The sequence below is a fragment of the Azospirillum sp. B4 genome (assembly GCF_000333275.1).
Classification (GTDB): domain Bacteria; phylum Pseudomonadota; class Alphaproteobacteria; order Azospirillales; family Azospirillaceae; genus Nitrospirillum.
The window spans coordinates 1-14125 of sequence record NZ_BACU01000703.1 but is presented as its reverse complement, the minus strand read 5'-3'; the positions used below and the strand labels follow the sequence as shown (position 1 = coordinate 14125).

Below are 14125 nucleotides of genomic sequence, written 5' to 3'. Positions count from 1 at the left end.
GGCGGGGCAGCGGCGGCGTCACCGCTATGATCACATCGACTTTCCGGTGATCCGTCCGGTGGTGACGCGGGTGGAAACCGCTGCCCCCCGCCTAGCGGACGATGGACGGGCCAACAAAGAGATCGNCCTGGCATTGGACCTATCGCCCGGCACGGTGCGCAGCTACGTCTCCGAAGCCATCGCCAAAGTGGGCGCGGGCGGGCGCGTCGAGGCCGCCCGCATCGCCCGCGAGAACGGCTGGCTATAGCGGGAGAGGCGTTCCATAGAAGCCCGGCCGCCTCACCCGTGCCGGTCGTGATTGACGGGGCCGGTGCCAGGCCGTACACCGCAAAGCCAGCCGTTGTGATGGGGCCGGTGGCCGCACGCAGCCCGTAGTGAGATTGAAGATGCAATCAGGGATTTGGAGGAAAGTATCGAGCAGCGTATAAGAGAAAATGATCGATATCCTAGGGGTAATCCAAATGGAGATTCGAAAGATAGAGATCTCAATAAACGATATAAGGATCACAAGAAGAGAATAGATGATGAGAAATCTGCTCTGGACAAATTTAGGAATAGATTAAAGCATGTTCCGTGAATTAATGTGTTATCCAAGTGATTGTTGTCACAGTTCCATGTTGAGAATGATTGGCGCGGAGATATATATCTAGTTTTTAAGGATATTCTCTGCGCACTTTCTCATGCATCAGTGACGACAATTCATTTCGGCTAAGCGAGATAGCCTGCAGCTGAGTGGAAACTGTTAGTCTGGGCGTAATTTAATTTAAAACTGCATTTTTGGAGGTTAAATTGGACAGGGACGAAATTATTTGATCGCTTCGATTTGGGAATGAAGATATTCGGCCAATAATAGTTCATTATTCGACGAATGCCATGATTGATGAAATAATATATCTTATCAACGATGCTAAAACGGAAGCAACGGTTTTGTACATAATATCAGAGCTTCCGGAAATAAGTAGAAATGTCCACGAAATCATCAGAGATAAATTAAATAATAATCTATTTTATAGCGATGAAGATGAGCATGCAATGGATTTTGCTAGAGATATAGTTTTTAATTCGATTGTTTCTCGGTAAAGATTCTTATGATTACTCACAAATCGTGAGCCACTTTACAGATGCGGCTGTACGCTTACGATCACCTTCTCCGGTGTGTACAGAGACGGTTATCCCTTGACATTTGGCCCCTATGGGGAGGTTGTCGCGGAAGGCTTGGAGGGGTGTGCGTCCCTTCATGCTGCATTCACGGTGGCGAAGCTTGGTATTGTAGGCAACCAGATACTGATCGAGCGCAACTTGCATCTCGTCGATGGTGTCGAACCAGGTGCGGTGGCCTTCAACGCGGAAGTCCTCGTCCAGCAGCGTGCGGTGCAGGCACTCGACGATGTTATTGGATTGCGGGCGTTTGACCTTGGTCCGCTTGTGCTCGATGCTCGTGAGCCGATGGTAGCTTGCCAATCGCTCCTGCCGCAGCAATGTCCTGAGACCGCTCATGTTCCCCTCCATCAATGCCCCCAGTTAGGGTGGCCGCCAGTGTCGGTGGCAGTGGCGGCTGCCAGGCAGCGGACATGACATTTGTCACTACCGGTGGGGGCCGGGTGGGCGATAGGCTGGTCAAGGCGCAGTGATTGGCGGGGCGGCGGATGGCGGTTTGGCCGGGGTGGGTGACGCTGCGGGCACCCGGCTGACGGTCGTGATGCCAGAAGGGACGGACGCATGATCCGGGTGGTGTTGGCCGAGGATCAGGTGCTGTTGCTTGGCGCGCTGGCGGCCCTGCTGTCGCTGGAGGATGACATCAAGGTCGTGGCCCAGGCCAGCGATGGACCGGCGGCCCTGGCGGCGGTGCGGACGCACCACCCCGACGTTTTGGTGAACGATATCGAAATGCCGGGCCTGACCGGCCTGGATCTGGCGGAAGCGGTCCGTACCGAAGGGCTGGCGACGCGCGTGGTCATCGTCACCACCTTCGGTCGGCCGGGTTATTTGCAGCGCGCGTTGCGGGCCGGGGTACGGGGCTATCTGCTGAAGGACGTGCCACCGGAGGTGCTGACCGCCGCCCTGCGCCAGGTGGCGCGCGGCGGCCGCGTCCTCTCACCGGAATTGGCCGAACGGGCCTGGAATGGTCCGGCGGACCCGCTGACCAATCGCGAGCGCGCCATGCTGCGCCTGGCGGACGGCGGACGTTCCAACAAGGAGATCGCCCTGGCGCTGGACCTGTCGCCCGGCACGGTGCGCAACTACATCTCCGAGGCCATCGCCAAGGTCGGGGCGGCCGGCCGCGTCGAGGCGGCGCGCATCGCGCGCGAGAATGGCTGGCTGTAGGAGACGAAGAGAGCCGGGCGCGGCACCCTTGTCGGTCGTGATTGACGGGGCCGGTGCCAGGCCGTACACCGCAAAGCCAGCCGTTGTGATGGGGCCGGCGGCCGCACGCAGCCCGTGTCGCCGGCATAACCGTTCTTTCAGGAAAGCGTCGCGCATGACCGAGCCTGTTTCTTCCCCCTTGGCGCCCACGGGCCGTCTCAAGGGCCGTGTCGCCGTGGTGACCGGCGCCTCGCGCGGTCTGGGCGCCGCCGTGGCCAAGGGTCTGGCGGCGGAAGGGGCGCACGTCGTGCTGATCGCCCGCACCGTGGGCGGGCTGGAGGAGGTGGACGACGCCATCCGCGCCGCCGGCGGCACCGCCACCCTGATTCCCCAGGACATGGCGGCCGATCCGGCCCAACTGGATGTGCTGGGCCCGGCGCTGCTGGACCGTTTCGGCCGGGTGGACATCCTGGTGGCCAACGCCGGCATGCTGGGCGCCATCGGCCCCATGGCGCATGCCAATGTGAAGGAATGGGACAAGGTGCTGGCCCTGACCCTGACCGCCAACATGCGCCTGATCCGCAGCCTGGATCCGCTGCTGCGCGGCTCCGACGCCGGCCGCGCCGTCTTCATCACCGACCGCTACGGCCATGAGCCGGTGGCCTACTGGAACGCCTATGCCGTGGCCAAGGCCGGGCTGGAGATGATGGCCCTGACCTACGCGCAGGAGGTGCTGCAAAGCCCCCTGAAGGTCAATCTGGTCGACCCGGGCCCCATGCCCACGAAGCTACGCGCCCAGGCCTTCCCCGGTGAAAAGCCGGACACCCAGCCGCCCGTCACCCGTGTTGTGCCCACCATCCTGGACCTGGTGGCGCCCGATAACACCCGACATGGCGAGTGCATCGCGTTGTATTGAGGCATTTTATTCCGGTGTTTGGCGCCGGCCTGCCTGTCGGCTAATCAAGTCACCAAGCGTAATGTCTGGCGTTTTTCGCCATCCGCCAATGCGGTTTATGTCTTGGCGGGCTGAGCTTTCAATCAACTCCGCCCGCGCTTCATCCAATGATGAAGCGGTTGCCAGTGCTTGATTGACCTGTCGACGGTCACTGCGATTTTCACGGGCTTTGCGCAAAGGGATGGCTTTGCGCGATGCCTTATCGTTTTCGCGGTAGTCGTTGCGCCGGTCTTTGGCGTAGCTAAGCGCCTTCTTTTCCTGCGGCGTCAGCGGAATGTGATCATAGCTCATGATGACATTAGTTTAGACGGTATAGGGTAGAGAAGCTATGCGGCTTTGCATGGGCGATGCGGCCGGTGATTCAAGGGCGGCCGGCGCATGGCAGGATATGCTTACGCTCCGTACCGTAGTGATATTGGTCACAGCCGCACCGGTTCGGCGGGCATAGTCTTCCTCTTGTAGCGGGGTTGGCCCCAACCACCCCGGTACCGAGACGGTGACCCAGCGTCCCGTTTCTGCTTCCCCGTCCGGGTGGGTTGCTCCCCGCGCCCAACCCGGCCTCTATGAAGGCCCGCCGCTCCCCCGCAGGCGGGCCTTTTTCTTATCCTGCAACACCGCACAGGCAACACCGCACAGGCGCTTGGACCTCAGGAGGTCGCACCCCGGCCACGCGACCTGTTGGGTGTCGCGCCGGTTCCCGCCGTGCTTTCCGACCGGTCGCCCTGCGCGCCTTTCTGGCCTTCGCCGGGCGCGTTCCAGTCGCCTTTGGCGGAGCCCTTGGGGGGGCGGCTGCCGCCGGTGGTGGGGGCGGGGCCCTTAGCGTCTTCCATGCCGCGAGACTTGGTGGCGGCGTTTCCCGTCATGTGCCATTCCGCCTTCAGGCGCTTGGGGTCGGCGGCTTCATCCCGCTGATTGGCCATATCTTCCTCCGGATCCAGCGCCGGCCGTCGGGGGCCGGCCCTTGGTTCAAGGACCGGAGGCGCCCATTCGTTCCATCGGCGGTCGCGATCAACCGCCCTTGGTATGAGGTTACTGAGATGTTTCGCCGCTTCCAGCGGCCGGCGCCGGCGGCTTTTCCTTCGTCTTTTTCGGCATCGGCGGGGGCGGCGTGCTGCTGCCTTCGCCGAGCGGGCGCATCACCAGGACGGAATCCGTCCAGCGGCCGTATTTGTAGCCGACGGACGGCAGGTAGCCGGCGCGGGTGAAGCCGAAGCTTTCGTGCAGGCGCAGGGAGCGTTCGTTGGCGGCGTCGATATAGCCGATCATCTGCCGGTATCCCGCCGCGGCGCAGGCGTCGATCAGGAACTGCATCAGCCGGCGGCCGACGCCGGCGGACAGATGCTCATGGTGCACATAGATCGAGTGTTTCACGGCGTAGCGGTAGGCCGGCCGCTTGCGGAACGGCACGGCGTAGGCATAGCCGACCACCACGCCATCCAGTTCGGCCGCCACATGCGGTAGCCGCTTGCTCAGCATGTTCTTGCGACGGCGCTTGATGTCGTCCTCATCCGGCGCCGCCGGCTCATAGTCGCCGATGCCCCGGTTGATGTGGTGGCTGTAGATGGCCAGCATCGCTTCCACGTCGGCCTCCGTCGAAGGACGGATGACCAGGGTGGCGGCGGCTGCCGGGCCGGGGCTGGGATCAGGCGTGACGGTCATGGGGAGGCGGGGGCCCTACTCGCGGACGACATAGGTATAGAAGCGGATGCGGCCATCGGGGTCCAGCTTGCGATAGACGCCCTGGATTTCGTTGTCGAAACCGGGGAACAGGTTGGCGCCCTTCTCGAACACCTTCAGGTAATCGATCATGGGCGCCGCCCGCTCCGTCAGGCGCTCGCCTGGCAGGACGGTGGCGATGCCGGGCGGATAGACCAGCATCAGGGTGGTGGCGATGCGGCCCGGCAACTGGTCCAAGGTCACGAAGTCCACCTTGTTGCGCACCAGTTGCTTGGCGGCGACGTGGGGCAGCATGGCCATTTCCGGCAGGTGCTCCGGCCGGAACTGGCGGCGTTGCAGGGTGCTGATGTTGTGGTCGCGATAGAAGCTGTGGATGTCGCGGCACAGGTCACCCAGGCGGACGCCGTTGTAGCGCGGCGCCCGGCGGCGGACGAAATCGGGCATGATGTCGTCCAACAAGGCGTTGTCGTCGTGCAGGCGCTTGAAGAAGATCAGCGCGCTCATCAAACCACCGGCCTTGCTGCTCTCCACCCCGGGCGTCAGCAGGAACAGCAGCGAGTTCAGGTCGTTCTTCTCCGGTACGATCTGGTTTTCGCGCAGATATTCCGCCACCACCGGTGCTGGCACCCCCTGGTCCAGGTAGGCGCCGGTGCGGCGGTCAAAGCCGGGCGTCAGGATGGTCAGCTTGTTGGGGTCGGTCATGGCGTAGCCCGGGCCCAGGTGCTTGAACCCATGCCAGGTCCGTCCCGGCTCCAGCATCCAGTGGCTGGGGTCGCGGGCCAGGTCGTCGGTCGGCACGTCCTCCCACCGCACGTCGCGTCCGTCCAGCCGGGTCAGGTCGGGCACGAAGGGATCGAAGAACCACTGCCGCGAAACGTCGCCTTCCTTTTCGATGAACTCACGGCCGATGGCGCGCAGCTTCTTGCGGATCTCGATGCCCAGCCGGATGGTGTCATCCCACAGCACCTCGCCCGATTTGCCCTTCATCATCTGCGCGCCCACGTCCAGCGAGGCGAAGATGGGGTAGAACGGGCTGGTAGAGGCGTGTTGCAGGAAGCTTTCGTTGAAGCGGCGATGCTCCACCCGGCGCTCATGGTCGCCGATGTGTTTGTCCTTCACATGGATCTGCGAGGCCTGGCTGAAACTGGCCAGCTGCTTGTGGGTGGATTGGGTGGTGATGATGCCGGGGCTATCCGGGCCCAGGTTCTTCACGCCCATGCCGAAGCGCCCCTGGTACAGGGGATGGAACTTCATGAAGCCGGCCCAGGCCTCGTCGAACAGGATATAGTCGCAGAGCGGCCCCAGCTTCTCCACGATCAGGTCGGCATTGTTGATGGTGCCGTCGTAGGAGCATTGCTGGATCACCGCCACGCGGAAGGGGCGCGGCTTTTTCCAGGCCTCCGGATCCTTGACCATGGGATGGGTGCGGATCTTCTCGCGGATCTTCGCCTCGTCCAGCGCCTCATAGTCGATGGGGCCGATCAGGCCATGGGCATTGCGGTCGGTCTCCAGGAAGATGGGCGTGCCCTGGCCCAGCAGCAGGGCGCCGTGATGGGCGGCCTTGTGGTTGTTGCGGTCGAACAGCACCAGGTCGTCCTCCGCCACCAGGGCGCCCAGCACCACCTTGTTGGAGGCGGAGGTGCCGTTCAGGACGAAATAGGTGCGCTCCGCGCCGAAGATCTTCGCCGCTTCCTTCTGGGCCTTCAGCGCCGGCCCCTCGTGCACCAGCAGGTCCCCCAGGTCGACAACCGAATTGTCCAGGTCGTCGCGGAAGATGGCCTCGCCCAGATGCTCCACGAAGATCCGGCCGATGGGGCTGCGGCTGTAGAAGATGCCGCCGTTGTGGCCGGGGCAGGTCCACAGCTGGTTGCCTTCCTCGGCATAGTCCACCAGGGCGCCGAAGAACGGTGTCTTCAGCGTCTCGGCATACTGGCGCAGGCGACTGATCAGGTTCTTGGCGATGAACTGCGGCGTCTCCTCCGCCAGGAAGACATAACCGTCGATCTCCCGCATCACCTCCATGGGGATGTCCTCCAGCCGCTTGCGGCGGACCAGCAGGACGATGGGCATCTCCAGCCCGCGGGCCCGGACCAGGGAGATCAGGGCCGCCGCCTTGCCTTCCGGGCCGCGCTTGCCCCAATCCAGCACCATGCAGCCGATGGCGGCGTCGGTGCGGATGGCCAGTTCCGCGTCCTCGATCCGCCGGGCCTTGGTGACCTCGAAGCCTAGCCGCTCCACCTCGACGATGATGTCCTGCAGCCGCGAGCCTTCCAACTCGTCCGCCTCGAAGGCGGGGGCGCAGACCAGGAAATTGAAGCGGCGGAAGAAATCCATCTCGATGTCTCCGTGGGGGGCGCCGGGGTGGGCGACGGGTGAGGCTGGAGAAGGGATCATGTCCCGCCATCGACCACAAAAGAAATTTCAAAGAAATTTCACATGCCCGCTCCCTAGAGCGGGATGAAATAAGGCTGATTCAGGATTGGATTCCCAACGAGCTTGGAATGTGATTCAAGGTTACCGGTTTGATTTATATGGGGCCGGGAACGATGGGTCGTCCGTACTCGATGGATCTTCGTCAGCGCGTTGTTGACGCGGTTAAGCTTGATGGCCTGTCACGCCATCAGGCCGCGAAGCGGTTTGGCGTTGCGGTGAGCACGGCGATCAAATGGCTGGAGCGCGAGGCGGTAACCGGCAGCGTGGCTCCTGGTCAGATGGGAGGGCATAAGCCGAAGGCGATCTCCGGGGAGCACCGGGACTGGCTGCTGACGCGCTGTGCCAGCGGCCCGTTCACCTTACGTGGTCTTGTCCGTGAGCTGGCGGACCGGAATTTGAAGGTGGACTACCGCTCGGTCTGGGAGTTCGTGCATGCTGAGAAACTGAGTTATAAAAAAAGACTTTGGTCGCCACGGAAAGAAGCCGGCCGGACATCGCCCGCCACCGGGAGCGATGGCTGAGACTGCGACCGGGGATCGACCCGTCTCGATTGGTGTTCATCGACGAGACGTGGACCAAGACTAACATGGCGCCGTTGCGAGGCTGGGCCCCGCGTGGGCAACGGTTACCTGGTCCGGCCCCCTTCGGCCATTGGAATACCATGACCTTCATCGCCGCCCTGCGCCAAGATCGCGTGGATGCGCCGTGGCTGATCAAGGGGCCGATCAACGGCGAGCGCTTCAGGATCTATACCGAGCAGGTCCTTGTCCCGACATTGAAGCCCAACGACATCGTCATCATGGACAATCTCGGCTCACATAAAGGCAAGGCCGTCCGGGACGCCATACGGGCGGCCGGGGCCAGGGTGATCTTCCTTCCAAAATACTCACCCGACCTGAACCCCATCGAGCAGTTCTTCGCCAAACTCAAGCATCATCTGCGTCAAGCTCAAGAGCGATCTGCCGATGGCCTCTGTGCCGCCATCGGCAAAACTCTCCAAACCGTCACTCCCGCAGAGTGTTCAAACTACCTCGCCCATGCAGGGTATGTGCGAACCTAAAATCATCACGCTCTAGAGACGGCGCTCACGGCAAGGTGTTCCAGCCCCTCCACGCGATGGAAAGGCCGAGCACAGGATGATCAGGGGCCCTGAGGCGTGGGGCGCCCCCGCGGGCGGAGCGTAGTGTGAGAATCTTCATCAGGATGATGGGGCAATGCACGCAATCCCCGCGCCACCGCCGCGCGCGGCCCAATCCCGGATCCGAAGCCGGCTGTCACCAAATTGAAAAGGCTTTCCAGGTAACCGTTGGGTATCAGGAGGACGACACATGACCGCACACGACAAGACCGAGACCCGCAGCTGGCTGGATATCGAACTCGAAGACGATATGGATGAGGAGCTTGAGCAGGCGGTCGACGACGTCCGCATCCCGCCTGAGCTCCGCGCCCTGATGAAGCGGCGCGAGAAGAGCACCATCGATCGCCATACCTATTTCAGGGAGCTGCTGCGCCTGCAGAGCGAGCTGGTGAAGCTGCAGGACTGGGTGCGCTTCAAGGGCCTGAAGATGGTGATCCTGTTCGAAGGCCGCGACAGCGCCGGCAAGGGCGGCGCCATCAAGCGCATCACCCAGCGGGTCAACCCGCGCAGCTGCCGGGTGGTGGCGCTGCCCGCCCCGTCCGACCGTGAGAAGACCCAGTGGTATTTCCAGCGCTACGTCCCACATCTGCCGGCCGCCGGCGAGATCGTGCTGTTCGACCGCAGCTGGTACAATCGCGCCGGTGTCGAGCGTGTCATGGGCTTCGCCACCAATACCGAGGTGGAGGATTTTTTCCGCGACGTGCCGGAATTCGAGCGCATGCTGGTGCGCTCCGGCATCATCCTGGTGAAGTACTGGTTCTCCATCACCGACGAGGAACAGCAGTTGCGCTTCCTCATGCGCATCCACGACCCCATCAAGCAGTGGAAGCTGTCGCCCATGGACCTGCAGTCGCGCGTGCGGTGGGAACAGTACACGGTGGCCAAGGAGGAGATGTTCGCACGCACCAGCATTCCCGAGGCGCCGTGGCACATCGTCGAAGGCAACGATAAGAAGCGCGCCCGCCTGAACCTCATCTCACACCTGCTCTCGGTCATTCCGTATCAGGAGGTGCCGCACGAGCCCGTGGCCCTGCCGGACCGGGTGTTCAACCCGAACTACGAGCGCCACACCCTGCCGGCCGAGCTTTACGTGCCCCAGCGCTACTGACCCGGCCACCCGTTTCCGGACGGGCTATCCGCCGGCCAAAGAAAAACCCCCGGAACCTTGCGGTTCCGGGGGCCCTATTGGCTCCCAGGGAGGGACTCGAACCCCCGACCCGGTGGTTAACAGCCACCTGCTCTACCGGCTGAGCTACCTGGGATCAGCGCGCCTGCTTCGTTTTCGTCTGACCGATCAGTCAGCGGCGCTGCGGTGGGCGGTGATATAGCAAAGCGATTTTGGGATTGGAACCCCTTTATTCAGGGAAATCGAAAAAAATGTGACCGACCCCGGATGTGGAGGCTGGGAAGGGGAAACGTGCCGATGGTCCAGGGGGGAAATCAGCCCCTTGCGGGTGGCGGCGGTGGGGACGGCAATGGATAGGGGGTGATCGCTGGCGCGCTTTCCCGTATGCCTAGGCATGGCGACGGCATCCTGATGGCCCAGGCCCGGGGTGCCGGCCACGGCGTATTGTCATCAAGGAACCCTGCGGCCATGTCCGATCCGACCGCCCCGTTCGATCATCCGTCCACACGGCCCAACGCCCAGCCGGACACCCACACCAATCCCTGGACCGTCCTGTCGCGCGAGCTGCGGTATGAGACGCCGTGGGTGAAGGTGTTCCATCACGACGTGCTGCGTCCCAACGGCAGCCCTGGCGTCTACGGCACCGTGGAATTGACCACCCTGGCCATCGGCGTGCTGCCCATCGCCGAGAATGGCGACACCTGGCTGGTGGGCCAGTGGCGCTTCGCCGTCGGGCATTACAGTTGGGAGATGGTGGAGGGCGGGATTCCCTTGGCCGGCCCCAAGGCGGTGGGGCCGCTGGCCGGCGCCGCCGACGAATTGCGGGAGGAGGCGGGCCTGCATGCCGGGCGCTGGCTGGAAATCCAACGCATGGAAATGTCCAACAGCATGACCAACGAGGAGGTCGTCCTTTACCTGGCTTGGGACCTGTCGCCGGTGCCGGTGGCGCCGGAAGAGACGGAGCAACTGGTCGTGCGGCGTCTGCCCCTGCGCGACGCGCTGGCCATGGCGCTGGCCGGGGAGATTCAGGACGCCATGACCGTGGCCGCCCTGCTGCGCGTGCGCCTGATGCACCTGGAGGGCACGCTGCCGCCCGACCTGGCGCCGCAGGTGGCCGCCGGCTTCGGTGGCTAGGGGCTGCGGAAGGGGCAACGATCCCTTGCCAGACGTGATACAACCTCCTCCCCCGGCGGGGCCATGCGGGGCATGGATGGAACCGCCGGATACGAAACAAGAGACTGTCAGGGGATCCCGATGACACGTACCGTTCTGCTTGGAACCGTGGGCGCGCTGGCGCTCGCAGCGCTCACCGCCGCCCCGGCGCTGGCGGCGAAGCCCGCCACCACGGCCGCCGCCAATCCCTTCGCCGCCGCCAGCACCCTGCCGTTCGAGGCGCCCCGCTTCGACATCATCAAGGACGCCGACTATCTGCCCGCGTTCAAGCAGGGCATGAAGATCCAGTTGGCCGAGGTCAAGAAGATCGCCGAAAACCCGGCGGCACCCACCTTCGACAACACCCTGGTGGCGATGGAGCGGTCCGGCCGCATGCTGGACCGGGTGAACCAGGTCTTTTTCAGCGTGGTGTCGGCCAACACCAACGACGCGCTGGACAAGGTGCAGACCGAGGTGGCGCCCAAGCTGGCCCAGCACCAGGACGCGATCTTCCTCAACCCCAAGCTCTTCCAGCGGGTCAAGGCGCTGTACGACAAGCGCGACAGCCTGAACCTGGAGCCGGAGCAGGCCCAGCTGCTGAAAGTCTATTACGAGCAGTTCATCCATGCCGGCGCCCAGCTGAACGATGCCGACAAGGCCAAGTTGCGCGCGCTGAACACCAAGCTCTCCTCGCTGGAAACGGCCTTCCAGCAGAAGCTGGTGGCGGCGGCCAAGGCCGGCGGCCTGGTGGTGGACGACAAGGCCAAGCTGGCCGGCATGGGCGATAACGCCATCGCCGCCGCCGCCGAGGCCGCCAAGGGCCGCAAGCTGGACGGCAAGTACCTGATCCCGCTGCAGAACACCACGCAGCAGCCGGCGCTGTCGTCCCTGGACGATCGCGCCACGCGCCAGGCCCTGTTCGAGCGTGGCTGGACCCGTGCGGAGATGGGCGACGCCAACGACACGCGCGCCACCATCAGCGAGCTGGCCACCCTGCGCGCGCAGAAGGCCAAGCTTCTGGGCTTCCCCAACTACGCGGCCTATGTCCTGGCCGACCAGATGGCGGTGACGCCGGAGGCGGCGCAGGGCTTCATGCAGCGGATGGTTCCGGCCCTGGCGGCGGAGCAGAAGCGCGAGGCGGCGGAGATTCAGGAGCAGATCAAGAAGGACGGCCAGGATTTCACGCTCAAGCCTTGGGACTGGGCCAAGTACGCCGAGCAGGTGCGCAAGGCTAAGTACGACCTGGATGAAGGCGCGCTGAAGCCCTATTTCGAGCTGCACACCGTGCTGGAGGAGGGGGTGTTCTACGCCGCCAACCAGCTGTACGGCCTGACCTTCAAGCGCCGCACCGACATCCCCGTCTACCAGGCCGACGTGCTGGTCTATGAGGTGACGGACAAGGACGGCTCCCCCCTGGGGCTGATGTACTTCGACTACTTCAAGCGCGACAACAAGTCGGGCGGGGCCTGGATGTCCAATTTCGTCCAGCAGTCCAAGCTGCTGGGCACCAAGCCCGTGGTCTATAACGTCTGCAACTTCACCAAGCCCGCCCCGGGCCAGCCGGCGCTGATCAGCTTCAGCGACGTCACCACCATGTTCCACGAATTCGGTCATGCCCTGCACGGCCTGTTCGCCAACCAGACCTACCAGACGCTGTCAGGCACCAACGTGGCGCGCGACTTCGTCGAGTTTCCCTCGCAGTTCAACGAGCATTGGGCGCTGGATCCCAAGATCCTGGCCCATTACGCCAAGAACTACCAGACGGGTCAGGCCATGCCGGCAGAACTGGTGGAGAAGATCAAGAAGGCCGCCACCTTCAACCAGGGTTACAGCCTGGGCGAGGTTGTCGCCGCCGCCATGCTGGACCTGCAATGGCACAGCCTGCCGGCCGACGCGCCCAAGCAGGACGTCGACGCCTTCGAGAAGGAGGCCCTGGCCAAGACCGGCCTGGACGTCGACGACGTGCCCACCCGCTACCGCTCCAGCTATTTCCTGCACATCTGGGGTAATGGCTATGCCGCCGGCTACTACGCCTATTTGTGGACGGAGATGCTGGATGACGACAGCTACGCCTGGTTCAAGGAGCACGGTGGCCTGACGCGGGAGAACGGCGACCGCTTCCGCGAGATGATCCTGTCCAAGGGCCACACCGAGGACTACGGCACCATGTTCCGCGCCTTCTACGGCAAGGACCCGGACATCGGACCCATGCTGGAGAACCGTGGCCTGGCGCCAGAGGGCAAGTAAGCCGTAGCCCGGGATCGCCAACCCGGGAAGCGGGCGTGAATGGGGCCGGCGGCGCAGGCCGCCGGCCCCTGTCTCCTGAAACCCCATCCTGCCGGGATGGATGGAATTGCCACGCCGAATCGTGGCGGACGGAAGGCCGCCGCGCGGAGGCGGGTTGTGACTTCACGACTTTTCCGGGGGAAGGATGTCAGGGGGCCTTGGCCGTCCTGGCGGTGGCGATGGCCTTGACCAGCGCGTCGGGCGTCATGGCGCCCGAATGCACGGCTTGGCCGATGACCAGGCCAGGCGTGCCCCGGATCCCGATGGTTTGGGCCAGGGCGCGGGTACGCTGCAGGCGGACGACGATGTCCGCCGACTGGCTGTCGCGTTCCAGCCGGCCGGTGTCCAGGCCGGCGCCGGCCGCGATCTCCTTGACGCGCGCCTCGGTCAACTGATGTTCCGGCGTCTTGTCCGCCATCAGGGCCGCGTGCAGCGCCAGATATTTGCCCTGCCGCTGGGCCGCCAGGGCGTAGCGCGCCGCGATTTCGGAACCGGGGCCCAGCACGGCCAATTCCTTCAGCACCACGCGCACGCCGGGATCGGCCTTCACCACCGCCTCCAGCGTCGGCGCCATCATCTTGCAGTACGGGCACTCGTCATCGAAGAACTCCACGATGGTGACGTCGCCCTTGGGGTTGCCCAGGACGGCGTCCCCGGCGTCCGCCACCAAGGCGTCGTGGTTGGCCGCCAGGACGGCGCGGGTCTGCCCCTCCCGCTCCACCGCCTGCTTGGTCGCCAGGGTCTGCTGCATCTCCGTCAGCACTTCCGGATGGGCCAGGAGATAGGCGTGGATGCGCGCGTCGAGGTCATCCGGATGGCGGGCGGCCTGAGTGGTGGCGGGGGTGGCGGCCAGGGCGGCGGCTGTACTGGTCAGCAGCAGGCCGGCGGTGAGCAAGGCGGATAGGGGCGGGCGCACGGGCGATGGTTCCTTGGCTATGGGTGGGGCTGGAATCAGCGGGGCGTGGGGGTGCCGGGGCTGGCTTGGGGAGTGGTGCCCGGCCCGAGGGGAATGGGCCTGGACGGCAGCCGGGAAGCGCGGGCCGGCGCCTGGGTG

General features: G+C 64.0%; 13 protein-coding genes and 1 tRNA gene. 7 read left to right on the top strand and 7 right to left on the bottom strand.

The window, feature by feature from the left end; translation table 11 throughout:
* Positions 1 to 58: 58 nt before the first annotated feature.
* On the top strand, positions 59 to 247 hold the full coding sequence (locus I55_RS39405) for a response regulator transcription factor (RefSeq protein WP_307718739.1): 189 nt from the start codon (positions 59 to 61) through the stop codon (positions 245 to 247).
* Between the two features lie 845 nt (positions 248 to 1092).
* Here the strand turns inward: I55_RS39405 and I55_RS31550 are convergent.
* A complete protein-coding gene (locus tag I55_RS31550) occupies positions 1093 to 1497 on the bottom strand; it encodes an integrase core domain-containing protein (RefSeq protein ID WP_044564693.1) in 405 nt (134 codons plus the stop codon).
* Positions 1498 to 1719: 222 nt separating this feature from the next.
* On the opposite strand from I55_RS31550, the gene I55_RS31545 reads away from it, so the two are divergent.
* Complete coding sequence (locus I55_RS31545) at positions 1720 to 2325, top strand: response regulator transcription factor (RefSeq protein ID WP_044564692.1); 606 nt, start codon at positions 1720 to 1722, stop codon at positions 2323 to 2325.
* A 154-nt stretch (positions 2326 to 2479) separates the two neighbouring features.
* Complete coding sequence (locus I55_RS31540) at positions 2480 to 3220, top strand: SDR family NAD(P)-dependent oxidoreductase (RefSeq protein WP_044564691.1); 741 nt, start codon at positions 2480 to 2482, stop codon at positions 3218 to 3220.
* Between the two features lie 6 nt (positions 3221 to 3226).
* On the opposite strand, the gene I55_RS36590 is transcribed toward I55_RS31540, so the two are convergent.
* The 4 genes from I55_RS36590 to I55_RS31525 form a co-directional block, all read right to left on the bottom strand.
* A complete protein-coding gene (locus I55_RS36590) occupies positions 3227 to 3550 on the bottom strand; it encodes a hypothetical protein (protein WP_148294076.1) in 324 nt (107 codons plus the stop codon).
* Positions 3551 to 3906: 356 nt separating this feature from the next.
* Positions 3907 to 4179 (bottom strand): hypothetical protein, encoded by a 273-nt coding sequence (locus I55_RS31535; protein WP_044564690.1) that lies wholly within the window; start codon positions 4177 to 4179, stop codon positions 3907 to 3909.
* 109 nt (positions 4180 to 4288) lie between these two features.
* A complete protein-coding gene (locus I55_RS31530; RefSeq protein WP_044564689.1) occupies positions 4289 to 4918 on the bottom strand; it encodes a GNAT family N-acetyltransferase in 630 nt (209 codons plus the stop codon).
* Positions 4919 to 4933: 15 nt separating this feature from the next.
* Positions 4934 to 7270: an Orn/Lys/Arg decarboxylase N-terminal domain-containing protein gene (locus I55_RS31525; protein ID WP_044564688.1), complete on the bottom strand. Its 2337-nt coding sequence runs from the start codon at positions 7268 to 7270 to the stop codon at positions 4934 to 4936.
* A gap of 212 nt (positions 7271 to 7482) precedes the next feature.
* On the opposite strand from I55_RS31525, the gene I55_RS35230 reads away from it, so the two are divergent.
* Both I55_RS35230 and ppk2 read left to right on the top strand, forming a co-directional pair.
* Positions 7483 to 8429 (top strand): IS630 family transposase gene (locus tag I55_RS35230; protein WP_085939907.1). Its coding sequence is split into 2 segments (ribosomal slippage): positions 7483 to 7822 and positions 7822 to 8429, totalling 948 coding nucleotides; the frame shifts between segments, so codons are not numbered across the junction.
* A 268-nt stretch (positions 8430 to 8697) separates the two neighbouring features.
* A complete protein-coding gene (ppk2, locus tag I55_RS31510) occupies positions 8698 to 9615 on the top strand; it encodes a polyphosphate kinase 2 (protein WP_044564687.1) in 918 nt (305 codons plus the stop codon).
* A 78-nt stretch (positions 9616 to 9693) separates the two neighbouring features.
* Here ppk2 and I55_RS31505 read toward each other — a convergent pair.
* A tRNA-Asn gene (locus I55_RS31505) sits at positions 9694 to 9769 on the bottom strand.
* Between the two features lie 332 nt (positions 9770 to 10101).
* On the opposite strand from I55_RS31505, the gene I55_RS31500 reads away from it, so the two are divergent.
* Together I55_RS31500 and dcp are read left to right on the top strand one after the other, a co-directional pair.
* Complete coding sequence (locus I55_RS31500; RefSeq protein WP_083901590.1) at positions 10102 to 10767, top strand: NUDIX hydrolase; 666 nt, start codon at positions 10102 to 10104, stop codon at positions 10765 to 10767.
* A gap of 120 nt (positions 10768 to 10887) precedes the next feature.
* Positions 10888 to 13032 (top strand): peptidyl-dipeptidase Dcp, encoded by a 2145-nt coding sequence (dcp, locus tag I55_RS31495; RefSeq protein ID WP_252181384.1) that lies wholly within the window; start codon positions 10888 to 10890, stop codon positions 13030 to 13032.
* A gap of 187 nt (positions 13033 to 13219) precedes the next feature.
* Here dcp and I55_RS31490 read toward each other — a convergent pair whose 3' ends face one another.
* Positions 13220 to 13987, bottom strand: coding sequence for a DsbA family protein (locus I55_RS31490; protein ID WP_064742566.1), 768 nt, complete (start codon positions 13985 to 13987; stop codon positions 13220 to 13222).
* Positions 13988 to 14125: the final 138 nt, after the last annotated feature.